Source organism: Gemmatimonas aurantiaca T-27, assembly GCF_000010305.1.
Taxonomy (GTDB): Bacteria; Gemmatimonadota; Gemmatimonadetes; order Gemmatimonadales; family Gemmatimonadaceae; genus Gemmatimonas; species Gemmatimonas aurantiaca.
On the sequence record NC_012489.1, the window covers coordinates 3,585,503 to 3,605,990 of the forward strand.

Genomic DNA, 20,488 nt, shown 5'->3' on the forward strand with positions numbered 1-20,488 from the left:
CGGAACGCCTCATCCCATCTTGGCAATGGACGATCTCGAACGGTTGTTCCGGGAGTATCACCCTCCAGTGGTGCGGTATCTGACGCGCCGGCTGGGGGATCGTGATCTCGCCGAGGAGCTGGCCCAGGAGACTTTCCTGCGCGCCTCACGCCACGGGCCCGTGGCAAACGAGCGTGCATGGCTCTTCGCCGTGGCCACCAACCTCGTACGCGACGAAGCCCGTCGTACGGTGCGTGAGCGGCGACGGTTGTCGCTGCTTCGCGACGAAATGCAGCAGGACGCAGAGACCGAACCGGATGTGTTCCGTCTCGAACAGCAGGTCGATGCAGAAGCAGCCGCCCTGCGCGAGCAGGCGCTGGCCCGCGCCGCCGTGGACGCACTCGCGGAACGGGATCGGATGGCGCTGCTGATGCGGGAAGAAGGACTCGACTATCACGAAATCGCCGCCGCACTCGGGCTGAGCGTGGGCAGTGTGGGGACCACGCTGTCACGCGCCCGTCGTCGCCTGGTGGACGTCTACGAATCGCAGCAGCGTGAACTCGCTGCGCGGGAGGGATCCGATGTCGCGTGAAGAATTCATCATGCCCGACGAACGGTTGCTGCCGGAGTACACGGCGGACGGGCATCTCGAGGAAGGCACGGTGCACACCTGGCTGGACGGCGCGTTCGATGCCGACGCGGCCGCCGAGGTGTCGGCGCACGTGAACGGCTGCGCGGCGTGCAAGGCGCTGGTGGCCGAGGCGCGGGGGTTGTTGGCGGGGAGCTCGCGCATTCTTGCGGCACTCGACGTGACGCCAGCGGGTGTGGTACCGGCAGAAGACGCGGCCCGCACCGCGGCGCGTATTGCGGCATCGGTGCCGATGGAGAAGCCGAAGCAGGCAACCCCCAAGGCCCGTCGCATGCAGCCATGGTGGTATTCCGCGGCTGCAGCGGCGGTGCTGGTGGTGGGTGTGGGCAGCACGGTGTGGATGCGAGGTGGCAAAGAGCTCGCAGAGCGTCCGGTGGCCGACGCGGCGCGGGACGTGCGTGAGCCGGCACGCGATGAAGTGACGCGGGCAGCGGCCGCGGCTGGCGCCGCTGAGGCAACTGTGGCAACCAATGCACCAGTGTCCGATGCAGCGACGGCGGATGCACTGAAGGCCAACGCGAAGGTGAGCAGCATCGATCCGAACTCGCCGGTGTCGTCGACGCCCGCGAATCCGGGCGGCGCAGCACCAGTGCCCATGGCCGCGCCCATGGCGGCTCCGGCGGTGCCGCCTTCGATTGCGCCCGCGCCAGCACCCGCTCCAGCGTCCATTCAAGCAGCGGAGCTTCGTGCGCCGGCGTTGGCGCGTACGGCGGCCGCAGCGCCGGAACTCGCATCGGCGGTTCGTCCGACGCGGCGCGTGACGGTCACAGGCACGGTGACAGACGCCGTCGAGCGGCGCCCGGTCGGGGATGCGATGATCGAAATCTTCCGAGGCAACGGAGCGGCACTGCGTTCCGCTGCGTCGACGAAGACCGATGCGACCGGATACTTCTCGGTCACGGTGGACTCCATCGCCGTCAACAGCATCGTCACCATCCGCGCCAGGTACATCGGCTACGAAGTCGCGGCGATGTCCATGCTGTCGCGGTCGGATACGCTTCGAGTGGCGTTTCGACTCAAGCAGTCCGTCATTGCCCTCTCTGGGGTCGTAACCGGCATGAAGCCGACGGTCACGGGTGTGGCCGAACAGAAGGCCGACAACTTTAACCGGACGCGTGAAACCGCGAACGCCTCTCAGGGCGCGGAGGTGACACGCACCGCAGCCCCCGCCATCGCTCCATCGCCAGCACCGCAGACCCGCGGCGTCGCTGGTGGCATGGCGCGTTCAGTGGGCATGCCCGCTCCCGCATCGCCGCGCCGCGCTGCGTCGGACGAAGCGCGTCCCCCCCGCCCCTATCCCGGCCAGCCCGGCAACCGCGAGCAGTACGATCGCATCGAGGACAATCCGTTCCTCGGCGTGACGGGCAACCCACTGTCCACCTTCTCCATCGACGTGGACCGGGCATCCTACGGCAACGCGCGCCGCTTTCTGCAGGACGGGCAGCGTCCACCCGCCGACGCGGTGCGCATCGAGGAGTTGATCAACTACTTCCCGTACGAACTGCGTGAACCACGCGGCAACGATCCGGTGGCCATCACCACCGAAGTCACCACCGCCCCGTGGCAGCCACGTCACCAGCTTGTGCGCATCGCACTGCAGTCGAGGCGCATCGAAACGGCATCCCTGCCGCCCAACAATCTCGTGTTCCTCATCGATGTGTCGGGTTCGATGCAGTCGCCAGACAAACTGCCGCTGGTGAAACAGTCGCTGCGTCTGCTGGTGGACCAGATGCGCCCGCAGGACCGCGTGGCCATCGTCGCCTATGCCGGTGCGGCGGGTCTGGTGTTGCCGAGCACCAGTGGTGACGAAAAAGAAACCATCATCCAGGCCATCGAACGGCTCGAAGCCGGTGGTTCAACGGCCGGTGGTGCGGGCATCGAACTCGCCTATCGCACCGCGCGGGAACACTTCATGGACCACGGCAACAACCGCGTCATTCTCGCCTCCGATGGTGACTTCAACGTCGGTGTGAGCAGTGACGGTGAACTCGAACGCCTCATCGAACGCAAGCGCACCGAAGGCACGTACCTGACCATCCTGGGCTTCGGCACGGGCAACTATCAGGACGCGAAGATGGAAAAACTGGCCAAGCGTGGCAACGGCAACTACGGCTACGTCGATGACATCGCAGAAGCCCGCAAGATGCTGGTACGTGAGATGGGCGCGACGCTGCTCACCGTGGCGAACGATGTGAAGTTGCAGGTGGAGTTCAATCCACGCCGGGTGCAGGCCTATCGCCTCATCGGCTACGAAGATCGTCTGCTGCGCACCGAAGACTTCACCGACGATCGCAAGGATGCGGGCGACCTGGGTGCGGGACACCAGGTGACGGCGCTGTACGAGATCGTGCCGGTCGGCGTGCAAGGCACGGTCAGGCTGCAGGACACCGAAGCGCGTCGCTATGAACCCGTCACCGGCGAGGCACGCAGCAGCACGGCCACCAGCGACGAACTGCTGTTCGTGAAGCTGCGGTACAAGCGGCCAGGCGAATCGACCAGCCGACTGATCACGCATCCGGTGCCGGCGCGCACGGTGCGTGGCAGCGACGACATGCGCTTTGCGAGCAGTGTGGCGGCGTTCGGCATGCTGCTGCGTGAATCACCGTATGCCGGAAACACCAGCGCCGCGCAGGTCCTGGAGCAGGCCCGCGCGGCGCTGGGAGAGGATGACGGCGGCTATCGCGCCGAATTCATCCGGTTGGTGGAGCGGTACCGTTCGATCAACGCTGGCGGGCGGCGTTGAACGGGAAGGCGCCCATGCCTGACACGTCGAGCAGGCCTTCCATGTTGTGCTCACCCTTCATGACGGCCGCGCCATTGATGACGATCTGCTGACCGCCCATGTCGATGGCAAAGCCGAAGAAGACGGAGTCTCCCTTCACCACACCCTTGAGAGGGGAGACTCCAAGTTCGGACGACTCGGTCTGTCCACTGAGGGAGTCACCCTTGTGGGTGAGGGTCATCAAGGAAGTGCGGGCCTGGTCGGGGGTGGCGATGTTCACGTTCCACTTGCCGGACAGGTCAGCAAAGAGACGGGGCGCGGCAACGGCCGCACTGATGGCGATCGTGGTGGCGGCGCAGATGATCGCAGCGGAAGTCGTCAGTCGGCGAATCATGGGGGGAGGCGAAGAGTGTTGCCAGTGACCGGGGGTGCGTGTCCCGGTGCCGACGGCGGAATCCGAAATGGACGTCGGCGAAACCGATACCCTGTGATATGCACGTCTGGGCCCCGAAGTGCCAGCACCCAGGCGTCCCCCGTCACGATTCGTGGCGCCGCCGGGACAGTTGGCGCCTGATCACGGAGAGCAACTCCTCGCTGGTGGCCGGCTTGGGCACAAAGTTTTCACCCGGCACCATGGTCACGTCGGAGGGGTCGAATTCGGGGTCGTAGCCGCTCGTAAACACCACGGGCAGTTGCGGATCGAGACGGTGCAGCTCGCTGGCCAATTGCGTGCCACTGACGCCGCCCGGCATCACCAGGTCGGTAATCACCAGGTCCACGGTGGCCTGCACGCTGGGCCACAGCTCGAGCGCGTCACGACCGCTGGGCGCCACATGCACCTTGTAACCATCCCGCTCGAGCACCCGCTGCAGCAGACGGCGCACCGTGGGCTCGTCTTCCACGATGAGCAGGGTGCCCGGCATCTGATGCTCACCGGAGTCCACCGTGAGCTCTTCTGACGACGCGGACGTGGCCTCCGGCAGAGAGGCCGCACTCACGGGAATCCACACCTCCATCGTGGTGCCCGATCCGAGGGCCGTCTCCACACGTACCGTCCCCCCGTGTTGCTGGACAATGCCATACACCGTCGCCAGTCCGAGCCCTGTACCCTGCCCTGTGGGCTTGGTCGTGAAGAACGGCTCGAACAGACGTGGCAGGTTGTCTTCCGCGATGCCGCTGCCCGTGTCGCGCACACTGATCACCGCATAGTGACCGCTGGCCAGCCCACTCGGCGACTCCGGCGGCAGACTGCGCTGGATGGTGCTGATGACAATGGCCCCGCCGCCCTGCTGCGCATCACGGGCATTGAGCACGAGGTTCATCAAGACCTGCTCGATCATGCCGCCGTCCACATCCACCACCAGCGGCGTCGGCGACGACGAAACCACCAGTGAGTAGGAACTCGGCACCACCCGCCGCAGCAGGCGCACATGACTGCGCACCAGCGCATTCAGATCGAGCACCCGCGGCTGCATGGCTTGTTGGCGACTGAACACCAGCAACTGCCGAGTCAGGCGCGCCGCCCGCTGCACGGCCGTTTCCACGTCGATGAGCAGTTCCCGGCCGATACGCGGCAGTTCCCGCACCAGTCGCAGCTCCTCGAGCTGCATCATGATGGCGGCCAGCACGTTGTTGAAATCGTGCGCGATGCCACCCGCCAGTTGACCGATGGCTTCCATCTTCTGGCTTTGCCGCAATCGGTGCTCGCTGGCCGTCAGTGCTTCCACCATCTGCGCATGTTCAATGGCCGTCTCCTGCTGCTCCCGCAGGGCGGTGGACAGCACGAGTGACACCAGCGCCTGGATACCGAGGAAGGCCTGCAGGATCGTGAGCCCATCCCCACCGGTGGACACGGCCAGTGCCGTGGGTTGCTGATCGAGCAGCAACAACACACCGGTCACGGCCACCCCCAGCAATGTCCAGAGCGTGCCCACCTGCCCGAAGCGCAAGGTCACCAGCAACAGCGGCAGCGCCAACATGTAGGGCTGTGCGCTCAGTGGTCCGACAATCGGCGTACCGCGCAGCGCGAACACGGTCACGGCCACCGTCACGGCAGCCAGCGCCGAGGCCTCCAGGATCCGCGGCAGTGCCCAGCCGCGTGACGGCGAGCGTGGTGGATTGAAGTACAAGACTGTCAATGGTGTGACGACGGCATAGGCCAGCATGTCGCCGATCCACCAGACCACACTGCCCCTCAGCACGGTACTGCCGTCGGCCCATCGTGCCACCAGCCCGGCAGGCACACTGGCCACAAAGGCGGCCACGCCGGTGATAACGAGGAACACCGCCACTTCCCGCAATCGGGCAAACCGGATCGGCTGTTCCGTGAAGCGACGGAGCAACTGGTCGATCAGATACAGTTCGGTGAGGCTGGCCACGAGGAACATCAGCCCCACCTGCGTCGCGTAATCCTGAATCAGGTTCGACAGCGTGTCGAGCAGGACATACCCGACAAACACCAGAGGGCGGTGCGAAGGCGGCAGCACCAGCAACGCGCCCACGGCGACGCCTGCGGGAGGCCAGGCCGGCGCGAGGGGGCCACCGTAGCGGATCAATGCCAATGCCGCCGCATGTGAGACGAAGAAGGCCAGCGCGAGGCGCACCAGCTTCCCCGGTTCCAACGCCGCGGGGAACAGCCAATCTGGACGCATGCAGTGAGCTGGTCAGAGCGTTCACATGGGAGCGCAGCGGACAAAGATCCGCGCGACCAAGTATATGACCGACGCCCTCCGACGGAAGAGGCCGGACCTGCTCCGTGACACCATCCCGTATGCCGGTAAGGGGCAATTGGCCGTTTGTACCGTACATTGCAGCAGGGTTGCATCGGGGCACACCGGACGGTCGGCGTGCTCCCTGAATACTCCGTCCCCATCGCATGTCTTCATTGGCTATCTCGATATCCGGTGTGTCGAAGCGCTACGAGCACCACGTGGCCGTGCGCACGTTGTCGCTCAGTGTTCCGCGCGGCACGGTCTATGGTCTGCTCGGCCCCAATGGTGCCGGCAAGACCACCACCATCCGGATGATCCTCAACATCATCGCGCCGGACACCGGCAGCATCTCGGTACTCGGCGCGGCAAGTCACGACCCCTCGATCGTGGACCGCATCGGGTACCTGCCCGAGGAACGCGGTCTGTACCGCAAGATGCAGGTCCGACGCGTGCTGCGATTCCTGGGAGAGCTCAAGGGGCTCTCGGGGCGTGACCTCGATCGGCGTATCGACGCCTGGCTGGAACGTCTGTCACTCAAGGGCGGCGGTGCCGACTGGGGCACCAGCAAGGTGGATGAACTGTCGCGCGGCATGCAGCAGAAAGTGCAGTTCATCGGCGCCCTGCTGCACGACCCGGAACTCGTGATTCTCGACGAGCCGTTCAGCGGCCTCGATCCCATCAATGCGCAGGCACTCAAGGACACCGTGGTCGATCTGCGCAAGCAGGGACGCACCGTCATCTTCAGCACACACCTGATGGACAACGCCGAACGTCTCTGTGATGCCGTGTGCATCATTGCCGCCGGCGAGAAGGTGTTGGACGGCACCATCAGCGAGGTGCGTGATGCGCATGGTGGGCGCTTCGTGGCGCTGGCATTCGACGGCGCGCCGTCCCCGGCGACGGAAGCCATTCTCGGGGATCCGGCGTGGGTGCTCCGCCGCGATGACTCGAATCGGTACCTCGAACTCGAACTACCGGAGCATGTGGCCCCATCGGCGTTGCTGACCGCCTTGGTGCAATCGGGCGCGAGCATCGAACGGTTCGAGCATGTACGTCCTTCATTGCACCGGATCTTCCTGGAGAAGGTCGGGGCGACCCACGTCGAAGCGGGGATGAGTGGCCATGGTTGATCGGAAATTTCTCGCCGTGGTGCGTCGTGAGTATCTGGAACGCGTGCGCACACGCTGGTTCCTGATCGCCACCATCTTCGGCCCCGTGCTGTTCGGATCCCTGATGGTGTTGCCGGCACTCATCGCCTCACGCGACAAGGGTGCGGCCGACGCGTCGAACATCGTCATCATCGATGCGACCGGTACCAATCTCGGCACGCGCGTCTCCACGCAACTCGCCGGGGGAGTCACGGCCGGCGACAGATCGGCGCGTGTGGTACCGGTGACATCCAGTGGGATCGCGGCCGCCGAATCGCTGGCCACGGCCGACGTCATGCAGGAACGCGCCAAGGGCTATCTCATCGTGGACAGCGTGTCGTTGACCACGGGCCGTGCCCGCTATGCGGGCAGCAACACCACGGCGATCTTCGACATGCAGCGGCTGGAACGTGCGTTGCAGCGCGAACTGTTTTCGATCCGGCTCGAGAGTGCCGGCGTGGACCCGGATGTGGGCCGATCGCTCACCGGCGTCTCGGCCACCATCAGCACGGAACGTCTGACCAAACAGGGTCGGGGTGGATCGGGTCAGCTCAACTTCATCGTCGGCCTGGCCGTCGCGATGACGTTGTACATGACGATCTTCATCTACGGCCTCAACGTGCTGCGCGGTGTGCTGGAGGAGAAACAGACCCGCGTGGCCGAGGTGGTGCTGGCCAGCATTCCCGCGACCCGGTTGCTGGCCGGCAAGGTGGTGGGCGTTGGCGCGGTCGGGTTCACGCAGATTGTGTTGTGGATGGTGATCGGTGTCGTGATGTACCACGTGCGCGCGCCCATCCTGGCGTCATTCGGTGTCACGAGTGCGCCGCTCAACATTCCCGATGTCGGCTTCTCCACCGCGTTCACGCTGCTCGGCTTCTTCGTGCTGGGCTTCATGTTCTATGCGGGGCTGTTTGCTGCGGTGGGCGCCACCATCAACAGCGAGCAGGAGGCACAGCAAGCGCAGATGCCGGTGGTGCTGTTGTTGATCGCCAGCGTGATGTTCGTGCAGAACATCCTCATGCAACCCGACGGCACCTTGTCGCGCATCATGTCGACCCTGCCGTTCAGTGCTCCGATCGTGATGCCGCTGCGCATGACGGTCGCCCCTGTGCCCATGTCACAGGTGGTCATGGCGCTGGTGTCGGTGGCGCTGGGCGCAGCCTTCACCACCTGGATTGCGGGCCGGATCTATCGGGTGGGGCTGCTCATGTACGGCAAGCGGCCGACATTCCGCGAGATGATGACATGGGTCAACCGCACCTGAGCGTCACGTGCATTGACAGCGATCCCTGCGCCCCTGATGCCACGAGTATCAGGGGCGCAGTTTTTTCTGCTGTGCCAATTCGGCGCGCGCCTGGCGTGCGAGGCGCTGAACGAGGTCCCGGAGTGTTTGCTCGCGCTTGCGGGAGGTGTGCACAAAAATCGCACGCGCCAATCCATGCGCCGATAGAAACGCGGTGACCGCACCGACGGCGGCCATGACCGGGTCGTGCGCGAACTTGAGGGTGAGCCCGAAGACCAACGGACTGAGTCCGAGCCCTGCACCGAAACCGACGCCGCCGAACAACCCGCCCCAAGTCGGCGAGAGATCCTCGAACGCGCGAATGATCGTCCGTCCATTCCGAACGGCCACCTGAATCTGGAGCTCCCGCGCCACGTTGCCCTGTCGCTGGCGTGTGCCACCAGTGGTGATGGTGAGTGTGCGGCCCACGACCGACACGTTGACCATCTCCCCGACAGCACGCCGCGCCTCGTCGACCATCTCCTCGAAGTAGTCGAGCGGCACCTCGCCATCGAGTGTGGCCTCGAATTCGAGCTTGTTGTGCGCTCCCATCCAGATGCTCGGGGGGCGCTGTTGCGACTCTCCCACCTGCAACGTCACCGCTTCGCGATCGGCCAGCGCCAGCGAATGTGCGTCCGCCCGCTCCAACAGCGCCCGCTCGACGTACTTCGCATCGATGCCCGCTTCGAGAGCAGCCTCCTTCACCACCACTACGTCATAACCACGGGTGAGTGGTTCCCCATCGGCGGGTGTGCGTAGCAGAAATTCGGGCGGCGGCACGATCACACCGGTGTGTGCCTGCAGCGCAGCCGCGCGCTCCCACACCTGGTGGGCCTCCGCGGAGCTGAGCGCTGCGTCGGAAGGCGTGGGTGTTGTACGTGATGCCGGAACCACGGCTGGCGGAACCACGACTGCCGCAACCGCGGTCCTATCGGACGCCACCACTCCGGCCGCGGGTACACGTGGCGCGAGCACCGCCAGGTTCGCTGGCGTGCGGTCGTGCAGCACGTCGTCGATCTGCTCGAGCAGAGCGCCAGCCGAGGGCGTACGCTGGTCCGGAGACTTGGCCAGCAGGCGTTGCACCAGCGCATCGAGCGCCGACGAGGCATCCGGCAGCACATCGCGCAAGCTGGGCACCGGACTCGTCACGTGAGCCACCAGCACCGCGGAGGCTTGCGACCGTTCGTAGGGGAAGCGCCCCGTGAGCAGGTGGTAGAGCAACACCCCCAATGCATACAGGTCACTGCGTCCATCGAGCGCTTCGGCGGTGACCTGCTCGGGGCTCATGTAGAACACGGATCCCAACACCGTACCGGTCGCCGTCAGCGGCTGTGCATCACCCATGCGCGCAATGCCGAAATCGGTGATGACCGCGCGCCCCGACTGATCGATGAGCACGTTCTCGGCTTTGATATCGCGGTGCACCACACCCGCCGCATGCGCAAACGCCAATGCATCCGCGACCTGACGCGTCACGAGCAATGCTTCGCGGGCCGGCAGAGGGCCGCTGCGTGCGAGACGGTCGGCCAGCGACTCACCATGCACATAGCCCATGATGAAGTACACCACGCCATGCTGGTCGGCCGCCGAAAAGATCGGCACGATGCCCGGGTGCGACAGACCGGCCGCTGTGCGGGATTCGCGAACGAAGCGCTCGCGCACCTGGGCGTCGCTGGCCATGTGCGGCAGCAGGGTCTTGATCGCCACACGGCGCAGCAGGCGCGTATCCTCGGCCAGATACACCACCCCCATGCCGCCCCGCCCGATCTCGCTGAGCAGGCGGAATTCGGCAGCCACCGCCCGGGCCAGTGAAGGCGCCGGTTCCGGCCATTGCATCGCATCCGTGTTCATCCCGTCTCCTCCTGGTCTTCGCGTGCAGCCGATGCGCGGCCGCTGCCACTCTTTCCAACGAGTGCAATCGCACGCATGGCCGCAGTCACCCCGTGCCACTGCGCCTCTTCAAACAAACTCATGCCACTGAGATCGGCATGGGCCACGAACATTCCCGGGGCCGGCTGCCAGTCACGCAGACGCAGGAGCCGGTGCAGGAGCCCCGGCATGGGACGGGCCATGGCGTGACCCCATCGCATGACGTCGATGCGCGTGATGCAGTCGGCGATATCCGGATGGGCGCGTGTGAGATCCTGCACGATCTGGTCGCGCCACTCGGTCCACGGTCGTTGCAGCAACCATTGCCGGGCCTCAGCGGCAGGCCGATCAACCACCGCATGATACCATGTCCACACGGCCGGCAGGGTGGGGCGACCGAGCAGTTGATGGCCCGCGTTCACGTAGCCCAGTGAAGGACTGCCATAGATGACATTGTCCCACGCCAAGGGCGCACCGCGTTCGTCCGGCATGCGGTGCAGCACCACGTTGGCCACCACCCACGGCGCGTATTCGAGCACATTGGGCAACTCGACGGCCGGAAACACGCGTGGCAACACGAACATCGGCGCGGCCCAGATGACCGCATCGGCCACGATGCGCGCCTGTGGTGTGTCCACCACCCAGCGTTGGCCTTCGCGTGCGATCTGCCAGGCCACAGCACCCGTGTGAATGCGTGGCCCTCCATCGCGGGATGTACGCGCCATCAGACGCCTGGTGAGCGCCTGGGCAATGAAGTCGTTGCCTTCGGGCCAGGTCAGCGGGCCATGTTCTTCACTCTCGCGGGCTGCGAAATAGTGTACGGCAGCCCAGGCGCTCGCCTGCTGCAATGACGCCCCGAAGTCGTCGCGCGTGCCGTACTCCACCCACCATCGCAGCGCAGGCGCGGTGAATCCTTCACGACGCATCCACGCGTCGGCGGTGAGGGTGTCGAGCTCCTCGACGGCGCGCGCCGTTCGGGCCGCTGCACCTCCGGCCGCGATGGCCCGTCGTCTGGTCTCGTGTCCCGTGGCGCTGGGCACACGAAACATGCGCGTGGCGCGCAGTTCGTCGATGCGGGCATCGAACCGTGCAAACTGCGCACGATCCGCTGCATTGATGGCATCCATGGGCTCCAGCCCTTCATGCCACCGGCCGTGCTGCCACAGACGCTCCTGCGGCGTGTGGCAGAGCGTACGCTCATCCCATTCGCCGGTGGCACTGAGCACCCCCAGTTCACGAAACAGCCGTCGTACGTGCACCGCATCCGCATCGGGTACGGGCACATAGTGTGCGCCCCATGGCGCACGAATGCGCGCGGCATCGACGAGCGGCACCCCGTCGGGTCCGGCAGCGCGGGCATTGCCGCCGGTGTGGGCGTCCATTTCGAGAAGCAGCCAATCGGTCATGCCCTGCGCGTCGAGTTGCCACGCCGCCGACAGTCCACCCATGCCCCCACCAACGATGGCAACCGATGTGCGCAGTTCGCGCCGTGCCCCGCGGGCACCCTGACGCAGGCTGCCGTCACGCACGGCGTGCCCCGCCCTGCTGCCATCGGCGATGAACTCGCCGGCGATGACATGTCCTTTCCGCGAAAGCCCCACCAACGCCGGCGCCAGCGTGGGCGCAAAGGCCATCGCGCCCAATGACTTGAGCAGATCGCGTCGACTGGGTGTCACGCGATCAGCGATTGATGGCGTCGAACTCGTGCTCGTAGTAGCGCACGAGCACCTGATCGTTCAGGCGATTGGCCAGCGCCGGTACTCGCTGCATATCGGCCGGAAAATCGAACAGCGCCGGAATGGTGGCTGCCGTGAGATACCGCAGGTCCTCGGGCAACGCGGCCGGTGGCGCATAACTGTCCCGGCTCGCGATCACGAACCCCCACTCGCCAAAACTCGGCACGTACACATGATAGGGCCACGTCCGCAGGCCAGCACCTTCCAGCGTCGTCACGATGCTCCAGAACGACTGCCGCGCAAACATGGGCGAGGTGCTTTGCACCACCAGCGCCGCACCGGGAGCCATATGCTGCTGCACGAGGCGATAGAACGCGCTCGTGTACAACTTGCCCACGTGATAGTTGGACGGATCCGGGAAGTCGATCACCACGAAGTCGAACTGCGCGGCATGGCTATCCAGCCAGGTGAAGGCATCCGCATTCACCACCTGCACCCGGGCATCGTTCAACGCATTGGCATTGAGTGCCGTCAGCCGCGGATGCGTGCGAAACAGAGTGGTCATGCCTTCATCGAGATCGACCAGGGTCACCTGCTGCACGTCGGAATAGCGCAGGATCTCGCGCACCGCCAACCCGTCGCCGCCGCCCAACACCAGCACGCGCCCCTTCGCCCGCGCGGCCGCGAGTCCGGGGTGCACCAGCCCTTCGTGATAGCGGTATTCATCACGCGACGCAAACTGCAGATGGCCGTTGAGGTAGAGCCGCAGATCGTCCTTCCAACTGGTCAGAACAATGCGCTGGTAACGCGTGTCCTTGGCCATGATGATCGGATCGGCATACATGCCTTCTTCGGCCAGCGACGTGATGTCCTGCCCTTTCCAGAGCCCCGCGCTCAGCACCACCAGCGCGATGAGCCCCGTGGCCTGCAGCGAACGCCGACGTGGCAACGCATCGCGGAACAGCCAGGTGCTCCAGAGCCCGACCAGCACATTGATCACGCCAAAGAGCAGCGCGCTACGCACCAACCCGAGACGCGGCACCAGCAGCAGCGGAAACAGCAGTGAAGCAAAGAGCGCGCCGATGTAGTCGAACGTGAGCACGTTCGCGACCACGTCCTTGAAGCTGTAGCGGTCGCGCAGGATGCGCATCAGCAGCGGGATTTCGAGACCCACCAGAATGCCGATGAGCAGCACGATGCCGTACAGCGTGGGCCGGAAGGCATCGGTGTAGGCGAACGACAGGAACAGCAGCAGCGACGACAGGCCGCCCACCACGCCCACCAGCATCTCCACCTGTACAAACCGTGTCACCACACCCTTCACCACAAAACGGGAGAGCCAGCTCCCGATGCCCATGGCAAACAAGTACGTGCCGATAATGGTGGAGAACTGCGTGACACTGTCACCCAGCAGGTACGACGCCAGGGCTCCGGCCACGAGCTCATAAATGAGCCCGCAGGCGGCGATCAGGCAAACCGAAAGAAAAAGCGCGAGCGGCACGGTGAGCCTGTGATTACTTCAGCGACACGAGCGGCGGCGGCCGCTCAATGAATCGCCGCAGCGACGATGATACCAAGGGCAATGGCCACCGACCCCATGAGAATGGCGGCCGCGGTGTTCTGCTTGGTGCCGATCTCATCCCACAATTTGCCGGGCGTGAGAATATCGATGATGAAAAACGCCACGATGAACATGACGACGCCGATGAGACCGAACGCTCCGGTGTTGATCAGGTTCTGCATGAACGTGTCCATGATGCCCAGGCCTCACTTGCCGCGGGGCGTACGCCCCGGAACGTAGTAAACGGATCGGTAGGCGCCGGGATTGTCGCGCACCGACCGGGGATTGTTCTTGGCCACGGCGGCACGCGTCAGCGACCACCCGCGGTACTGGGCTGTACCGAGCAGACCAAGAATGAACACCGCCCACACCAGATAGCTGCGAGGGCCCATCAGGACTTCCCTCCGCGCGCGCTACTCATCGTCGTCGTCATCGTCATCACTGCTGCTCGATGGCGCATGATCACTCTCCGCCCACCGGCGCTGTTCGAAGGTGGCAGACGGCAACACCCCAAAAATGGTCGGGATCAACAGGGCAAAAAACGCCACCGCGTACAATCCGTAGAACGGCGTATCGCGACGCAACTGAATGGTGTAGTTGGCTACGCGTTTCGCCGGCTCACCGCCTTCCGGCTGCACACGCAGGAAATACCGGCCCGGCGGCACCGTGGCGAGACGCACGGTTTCCTTGCGCGAGCCTTCCGTCCACGAGCCATCGCTGTCGGAGCCGTAGTAGTAGCTCACTTGCCGAGACGCTTCGCGCGTCTCTCCCGTGGCCTCGTTGATCAGAGCCAGCGAGAGATACAGCCAGTCGTTGTTGAAATCCGTGTCGATATCGATCGACACCGACGAGGGTCGCCCATCGAGATCGAACGGTTCGGTGACAAACGCCGCCTGATCCTCGGTGCCCCGCGTGAACGAATAGTCGTGCCGAAACACCGTGCGATTGCTGGACAACAGCACATTCGCCAGGAACATCACGAGCAGAACCACCATCGACAGGCCAAACAACCGGAAGATCTTCTTGGGAAGATCTCCGTATGGATTGGGCTGATTGGCAAACACGCCGATCGGCTTGATCAGCGCGTCCTGGCTCAGATTGAACGCCTTGGCGATCACCTCAGGCGGCGTGTACGTGCCCTGCGACCACGTCACCTCGTCCGCGTAGCCTTCGGAACTCAGCAGGTACGGCGGGGACACAAAGTCCCGTGCAATCACCTCGTCGCCGAGGCGCAGCTCCCACGGAAACTCTCCCAGTGCGGCCGTCGTGCGGGCGCGGGCGGTCTGGAAGTGTTTGTAGGTGACACCACCGAGGTCCACGGTGGGCTGGGCACCATCTCGCTCGTGTTCCGGCGCGCGCCGCAGCTTTTCGATGACGTTCCAGTGACCCTGGTACTCCGACAAATACAGGAAGCCGCGCCACGGATTGAAGCAGACATACTCGACCCACGAGTAGTCCACCTCTTCCACCGTGATGGTCACCTGCTGACTGCCGATCACTTCCCACGGTGCGCCCTTCCAGGTGCCGCGCGTGCCCAGTGGAATGCGCGGCTTGAGTCGCACACCATCGCCGTGCTGCAGGATACGCAGGTTGGCATCGGTGGCGTCCATCGTGGCACCGCAGGCTGCGCAGACGATGCTCACCGCCCATCCCATGGCATGCAGCTCGATGGCCGCACCACAGGAGCTGCAGTTGAGGGCCGCCGCCTTGGGCACCCGGGGCATCGGGGTCGGCGTCACCATCCCTCGAACTCCCGCAGGTTGCGGAACGCCAGTTCATCGAAGCCGAGGTATTCGCCGAGGTACAGCAACGGCGGATGTTCGGAACCGTCGATGGTGGCGAACCGACCATTCGGGCTCGTGAGATCGATGAAGCGCGACGTGGTGTTGTCGTAGCTGGTGAAGGGGAGTTCCCCTTCGGTGCCCAGATAGAACGCCGTGGTGATCGTGGCTACCTGGTAGGTGGTATCCCCCCAGGTATATCGATCGCCCACCTGGACCCGCTGCACATCCGGCATGTCGCTGGCAGCGCCCACTTCCACGGTCATCGCGTATTCGAGCTGCGCATCGGAGAGCCAGGCACTGCGTCCGTCGTTCAGAATGCAGTGCCATTCGTTCCAGCGGCCGCGCGCCCAGCCATAGGTGAGACGCCCGACGACCACAAACGATCGTTCACGCCAACGTCCTTCCGTGCCGATCTGAATGGGTGAACCCGTGGCCGGAAAGTCGGCCTGTTCACCAACCTTGGCGAGGTCGAGATCGCGGCGCACCAGCACCGACTTGCAGTATGCGCACGTGGTCTGAACGGCCTGCGCCCACAGGAAACGCACTGGGGCACCGCAGTTGGGGCATGTGACCCCATGGGGTTGTGGCACGGTCATGGCGCCGTGCCTCCGACGCTCACACGCGCACCACCGACGTAGTCCCGCGCAAACTCCCGCACGACCACGTCCTCGGCACCGAGCAGGTCACGCAATCGTTCACCCCACGCCCACGACGCACGCGGTGTGCAGCAGAACAGGTTGATGCACGCGGATCCGTGCTCTGGAAACGTATGGATGGTGAGGTGGGACTCGGCCAGCATCACCATGCCGGTGATGCCACCGGGCTCCGGAAACCGATGCCACTGCGCCGGCGCCACCGGATGCAGCGCCAGTTCGCGGATCATGGCGTCGAACAGGGCGTGCAACACCGGCGGGCTGGCGAGGCGCGCGGGTTCACACCCGAACGCCTCCACCACCCACTCATGCCCCGCAGTGTTGGCAGGAATCACGAACGCGACCGTGCGTGTTCGACGAAGCCGATCAGACTTGCGACGTACCGCAGGCCGAACAGAACTTCGCGATCGACGGCAGCTTCGTGCCACAGTTGATGCAGAACTTGGCTTCCGCCGACGGAGACACCGGCGGTGCCATGCGCTCCTGCGGCTGGGCCACACCCGGCGCCTGCGGTGCGCCCGCTGCACCAGCCATGGCGTTCGTGATGGCACCACCGAGACCCACACCCACCCCGAGTCCTGCAGCTAGTCCGGCAACACCGCCTTCGTTCGCGGCCGCGATCGGAATGGACTGCGCCGCCTGGAACTGCGTGTACGTGCGCATGTCGCCGATGATGTTCATCGAGATGCGCTCATCGAGCCGCTTCTGCAGTTCGTCGGGCAGCGACAGGTTCTCGACCGTGAACGAATCGAGCTTGAGCCCGAGCTGTTCAAACGCCGGCTGCACCGCCGCCGCGATCTGCGTGGCGAGCTGCGCCTGATTGGCGGCCATGTCGAGGAACGGCACCTGCGCGTTGGCAAAGGCCGCCGTGAATCCCGAGATGATCGCGTTGCGCAGCGCCGGCTCGAGTTGCGCCACCGTGTATTCGGCGTCGGTGGCGCCCACATTCTGCTGGAACACCGCCGGATTGACCACGCGGAACGCATACATGCCAAACGCGCGCAGACGCACCGCGCCAAACTCGCGATCGCGAATGGTGATCGGCTGCTGCGTCCCCCAGCGCTGTCCGGTCTGCAGGCGCGTGGAGAAGAAGTACACGTCGCTCTTGAACGGAGACTCGAAAGCCTTGTCCCAGTTCAGGAGGTTCGTGAGGATCGGCATGTTGGACGTGACCAGCGTATGCAGGCCAGGTCCGAAGGCATCTGCGGCACGTCCTTCGTTCACGAACAGCGCGAGCTGCGAATCACGCACGGTGAGCTTGCCGCCGCTCTGGATCTCCATGTCCTGCATGGGAAAGCGGTACATCAGCACACCCGGACCGGACTCGGTCCACTGGATGACGTCGATGAATTGCTTGCGCAGGAAATCGCCGAGTGACATGGAGAAGCTCCGGGAAACGCAGACGGTGGATGAACGCAAAGACCACGTGAAGGACACCCGCCGGGACTGGCCTTCAGGGCCGACGCGCGAACGCGCCCCATTCGGAAGAATCGGGGCGCGCCACACGAAAACCACGTCGTACCACGTTAGGTGTCAGAAAGCCCTACGGCAACCAACACCAAAAGTGTCAGACCGACGCGGTACAGTACTGGTCGAACGCGTTGGTGAGGTCGGCAGCGATCTCAGCCGAACTCCGTCCTTCGATCTGGTGCCGCTCCAGCATGAACACCACCTCGGCACCCTTCATCAGGGCGATGCTGGGCGAAGACGGACGGTAGCCGGTGAAGTAGCCACGTGCCCGCTCGGTGGCCGCACTATCCTGACCGGCGAATACGGTTGTGCTTGCATCGGGCGTGACGGCGTGAGCCAGCGCCGTGGCGATGGCCGGCCGCGCATTGCGGGCCGCACAGCCGCACACGGAATTGACCACCACCAGCATGGTGCCGGTGTTGCCACCGATTCGCGCATCGACGTCTTCCGCCGTGCGCAGCTCTTCGACGCCCAAACGCGTCAGCTCCTGACGCATGGGGATCAACATGTTTTCTGGATACATCAGTAGTCCGGGATATCGTCGCGCGGTTCACGTACCAGGGCGAGAATCGCCGCCTGCGGGACCACGAGGTACTGCTCGTTTTCGAAGGTGATCTCTACGGCCGCCTTGCGGAAAAACAGCGCGAAATCCCCCACCTGCGCCTGCATCGGCACATAGCGGGCTTCACGATGTGAGGCACCGCCAATACGCCATGGCTCCTCGCCCTGTTCGGCGAGATCGGGCAGCGCCAGCCCGGGGCCGGTGGAGACGATTTCTCCTCCCTGCACCGCCTGATTGTCCACCGCCGTGGGCGGCAGATAGAGACCCACCTTCGACCGCTGATCGCCGTCTTCGGTTTTCACGAGTACACGGTCCCCGACAACGATCAATCGTTTGTTCTTGGCCATGGAGAAATCTACTCAGCGCACCAGGTGGAACGTGGACTGACGCCCGAAAGCCCACCGGACCTTGCCGCTGGCATCGATGATCACGTCCTCTTCCTGCGCCGAACGGACGAGCTGGTTGCCCCACTCCGGCACCGGCGTGGTGGCCTGCAGTTCGATGGAGTACCACATGCCCGGGATGATCTTGTGATCACCGCGCCCCGGCACGCCGTCCTGATAGTCCCACAGACCGATCAGGGAACCGGCGCCATGGCCATGCAGGCCGATCGGGTGTGAGTACAGGGTGCCGTCGATCTTTTCGTCGCGCATGCGCTTGAGTGCCGCCGCCAGCACCTGATTGCCGGTGCGTCCCGGCTTCAGTTCTTCGTTGGTGATGTCCTGCAACCGGTTGGACGCCTGCAGCGCCTTCTTGAGTCCGGCCGGCACATCGGTCTCGCCCGGCTTGAGCACATAGCCCATGTGCTGCGTGTCGGTGTTGAGGCCGAGCGCGGTGATGCCAAAGTCACAGTGCAGCACGTCACCGGGCAGGATGGTCGGGTTCACGCCGACCAGCTCCGGGCTGCCAAACTGCCGCTGCACTTCCACACTGGTCTGGAACCAGGTGCTCAGTCCGAGATCGTTCACACGCTGGCGCATCCACCAGAGCACATCGTCGGCCTTGGTGACACCGGGCTTGATGACTTTGCTCGAGAACGCTTCGCTGATGATCTCCCACGCCACGCGGTTGAGTTCACGGAACACCGCTTCTTCTTCCGGCTGACGCGCGGCGATGAGGTCCACGGCCATGGCTTCGGCGTTCACCACCTTCGACGCCCAGGCCGGGCCCAGCGCCTCCAGCATGCCTTCCTTTTCGCCACTCGAGAGACCATCGGAGAACGCAAAAACCCGCGACGTGTTGATGGCGATCTTCTTCGGCTTCCGCTCTTCGATCACCTGCTTGAGCACGTTCCACTGTTCATCGCCCCACAACTCGGCCTGACGGCTGGCATCGCGGCTGCCGGCGGCCGGCGCTCCCACCGGCTTCATGCTGCGCACGGCCTTGTACACGTTGCCCTGCGAGGTGCCACCGAGTGCGATGCGTTCCACACCCTGTGCACCGCCACGATCGAAGAAGACGTAGATGGTCCGTCGGCGGGCCGAAAACGTGGTGGGCGACACCAGTGCCTTGAAGAGCGGGTCTTCGTTGTATTCACGCATCGGCACCACCCACATGTCCACGCCATCGCGGCGCATCAGCGCGGGCAGCGTGCGCTCCATGCGCAGCTCCAGCCACTTCTGCTGGTGGAAGGCCTGCTCACGCAACGTCCCGAACGGGCGCAGGGTGTCGGCGGCGGTGGAGCCCGACGTGCGGGCGCCTGGCGTGGCCGGGCTCACGACGGGCTGCGCGCCCAGTTCAGAGGCCATCAACGAAGCCGCCAGAGCGGCCGCCGCGAACGACAGGGCATGCGGCAGGACCTGCGTCGTGCCAAACGGACGCGGAGTGGTGCGGCGAAGACGAACCATGTCCACCAACGGGATGAAGGGAAGGATCAGTGTGCCGGGCGAGCGTCCTGGCGCTGGTCGACGGCCCGTCGCACAAGTTGCACGACGAGGGCGAGAACCAGCACAAACGGAATGACGACCACGCCACGTTGCAGCAGGGTCTGTGCAGCCAACGGCCACCAGTCACCCCACGTTGCGAGTTGGGAGCCAAGCCGCTCCCGGCCAGCGGCAATGAGCAGGGAGCTCATGCCAAGTTCCACGGCCACTTCAATGATCAGGAAGGCCAGCACCCGCAGCGGCCAGCGCCGCACGGGAAAGTTGCCGAGGTGCCAGGTGAGCATGCCGCAGAGGAACAGCATGGCAATGGTCAGACCGGCGACAAACAGCAACCAGTTGTCGGTGCCCAGCAGGACGACGCGCCACAGGCGCAACACGATCCCGGTGATGCCGGCCGGTTCGACGGTGCGAATGGCAAAGGCCCGCAACGGATGCAGGTGCTCTTCGCCCCAATGGATGACTTCGCGCGGAAAGAACCGGGACATCCTCGCAAGCTACGCCCCCACCTGCCTGCCGCCAGCCCGGGTGTGACACGACGT

At 64.8% G+C, this 20,488-nt stretch carries 19 protein-coding genes; 4 read left to right on the plus strand and 15 right to left on the minus strand.

Annotated elements, in window-relative coordinates; all coding sequences use genetic code 11:
- Positions 1 to 25 precede the first annotated feature (25 nt).
- Together GAU_RS15585 and GAU_RS22640 are read left to right on the plus strand one after the other, a co-directional pair.
- Positions 26 to 571 (plus strand): sigma-70 family RNA polymerase sigma factor, encoded by a 546-nt coding sequence (locus tag GAU_RS15585; protein ID WP_052574487.1) that lies wholly within the window; start codon positions 26 to 28, stop codon positions 569 to 571.
- Complete coding sequence (locus tag GAU_RS22640; RefSeq protein ID WP_197525995.1) at positions 561 to 3,371, plus strand: YfbK domain-containing protein; 2,811 nt, start codon at positions 561 to 563, stop codon at positions 3,369 to 3,371. The genes GAU_RS15585 and GAU_RS22640 overlap by 11 nt, the downstream gene beginning before the upstream one ends.
- Here GAU_RS22640 and GAU_RS15600 read toward each other — a convergent pair.
- Positions 3,349 to 3,744: a hypothetical protein gene (locus GAU_RS15600; protein WP_015894862.1), complete on the minus strand. Its 396-nt coding sequence runs from the start codon at positions 3,742 to 3,744 to the stop codon at positions 3,349 to 3,351. The two genes, GAU_RS22640 and GAU_RS15600, sit on opposite strands and share 23 nt — an antisense overlap.
- 142 nt (positions 3,745 to 3,886) lie before the next feature.
- On the minus strand, positions 3,887 to 6,001 hold the full coding sequence (locus tag GAU_RS21190; protein WP_052574488.1) for a hybrid sensor histidine kinase/response regulator: 2,115 nt from the start codon (positions 5,999 to 6,001) through the stop codon (positions 3,887 to 3,889).
- A 224-nt stretch (positions 6,002 to 6,225) separates the two neighbouring features.
- On the opposite strand from GAU_RS21190, the gene GAU_RS15610 reads away from it, so the two are divergent.
- The gene (locus GAU_RS15610; RefSeq protein ID WP_015894864.1) at positions 6,226 to 7,191 is read left to right on the plus strand and encodes an ABC transporter ATP-binding protein; all 966 of its coding nucleotides are present in this window, start codon (positions 6,226 to 6,228) and stop codon (positions 7,189 to 7,191) included.
- A complete protein-coding gene (locus tag GAU_RS15615; RefSeq protein WP_015894865.1) occupies positions 7,184 to 8,473 on the plus strand; it encodes an ABC transporter permease in 1,290 nt (429 codons plus the stop codon). The genes GAU_RS15610 and GAU_RS15615 overlap by 8 nt, the downstream gene beginning before the upstream one ends.
- A 48-nt stretch (positions 8,474 to 8,521) precedes the next feature.
- Here GAU_RS15615 and GAU_RS21195 read toward each other — a convergent pair whose 3' ends face one another.
- The 13 genes from GAU_RS21195 to GAU_RS15680 form a co-directional block, all read right to left on the minus strand.
- Positions 8,522 to 10,342: a serine/threonine-protein kinase gene (locus GAU_RS21195; RefSeq protein ID WP_015894866.1), complete on the minus strand. Its 1,821-nt coding sequence runs from the start codon at positions 10,340 to 10,342 to the stop codon at positions 8,522 to 8,524.
- Positions 10,339 to 12,036, minus strand: a complete 1,698-nt coding sequence (locus GAU_RS15625) for an NAD(P)/FAD-dependent oxidoreductase (RefSeq protein ID WP_015894867.1) — start codon at positions 12,034 to 12,036, stop codon at positions 10,339 to 10,341. Before GAU_RS15625 ends, GAU_RS21195 begins: the two co-directional genes overlap by 4 nt.
- A 4-nt stretch (positions 12,037 to 12,040) precedes the next feature.
- Positions 12,041 to 13,537 (minus strand): polyamine aminopropyltransferase, encoded by a 1,497-nt coding sequence (locus GAU_RS15630; RefSeq protein ID WP_015894868.1) that lies wholly within the window; start codon positions 13,535 to 13,537, stop codon positions 12,041 to 12,043.
- Between the two features lie 44 nt (positions 13,538 to 13,581).
- Positions 13,582 to 13,791 carry a DUF350 domain-containing protein gene (locus GAU_RS15635; protein ID WP_015894869.1) on the minus strand — a complete coding sequence of 70 codons (210 nt, stop codon included), beginning with the start codon at positions 13,789 to 13,791 and terminating at the stop codon, positions 13,582 to 13,584.
- 12 nt (positions 13,792 to 13,803) lie between these two features.
- A complete protein-coding gene (locus GAU_RS15640; protein WP_015894870.1) occupies positions 13,804 to 13,989 on the minus strand; it encodes a hypothetical protein in 186 nt (61 codons plus the stop codon).
- 21 nt (positions 13,990 to 14,010) lie between these two features.
- The gene (locus tag GAU_RS15645) at positions 14,011 to 15,339 is read right to left on the minus strand and encodes a DUF4178 domain-containing protein (RefSeq protein WP_015894871.1); all 1,329 of its coding nucleotides are present in this window, start codon (positions 15,337 to 15,339) and stop codon (positions 14,011 to 14,013) included.
- Positions 15,333 to 15,977: a DUF4178 domain-containing protein gene (locus GAU_RS15650; protein WP_156799083.1), complete on the minus strand. Its 645-nt coding sequence runs from the start codon at positions 15,975 to 15,977 to the stop codon at positions 15,333 to 15,335. The genes GAU_RS15645 and GAU_RS15650 overlap by 7 nt, the downstream gene beginning before the upstream one ends.
- Positions 15,974 to 16,369, minus strand: a complete 396-nt coding sequence (locus GAU_RS15655) for an S-adenosylmethionine decarboxylase family protein (protein WP_015894873.1) — start codon at positions 16,367 to 16,369, stop codon at positions 15,974 to 15,976. Before GAU_RS15655 ends, GAU_RS15650 begins: the two co-directional genes overlap by 4 nt.
- A gap of 31 nt (positions 16,370 to 16,400) precedes the next feature.
- A complete protein-coding gene (locus GAU_RS15660) occupies positions 16,401 to 17,414 on the minus strand; it encodes an SPFH domain-containing protein (protein WP_015894874.1) in 1,014 nt (337 codons plus the stop codon).
- A 187-nt stretch (positions 17,415 to 17,601) separates the two neighbouring features.
- Positions 17,602 to 18,027 carry a BrxA/BrxB family bacilliredoxin gene (locus GAU_RS15665; protein ID WP_015894875.1) on the minus strand — a complete coding sequence of 142 codons (426 nt, stop codon included), beginning with the start codon at positions 18,025 to 18,027 and terminating at the stop codon, positions 17,602 to 17,604.
- Positions 18,027 to 18,413, minus strand: a complete 387-nt coding sequence (locus tag GAU_RS15670) for a co-chaperone GroES (protein WP_015894876.1) — start codon at positions 18,411 to 18,413, stop codon at positions 18,027 to 18,029. The genes GAU_RS15665 and GAU_RS15670 overlap by 1 nt, the downstream gene beginning before the upstream one ends.
- A gap of 12 nt (positions 18,414 to 18,425) precedes the next feature.
- Positions 18,426 to 19,913 (minus strand): M24 family metallopeptidase, encoded by a 1,488-nt coding sequence (locus GAU_RS15675; protein WP_083765698.1) that lies wholly within the window; start codon positions 19,911 to 19,913, stop codon positions 18,426 to 18,428.
- A 26-nt stretch (positions 19,914 to 19,939) separates the two neighbouring features.
- Positions 19,940 to 20,434 carry a hypothetical protein gene (locus GAU_RS15680; protein ID WP_015894878.1) on the minus strand — a complete coding sequence of 165 codons (495 nt, stop codon included), beginning with the start codon at positions 20,432 to 20,434 and terminating at the stop codon, positions 19,940 to 19,942.
- Between the last annotated feature and the right edge of the window lie 54 nt (positions 20,435 to 20,488).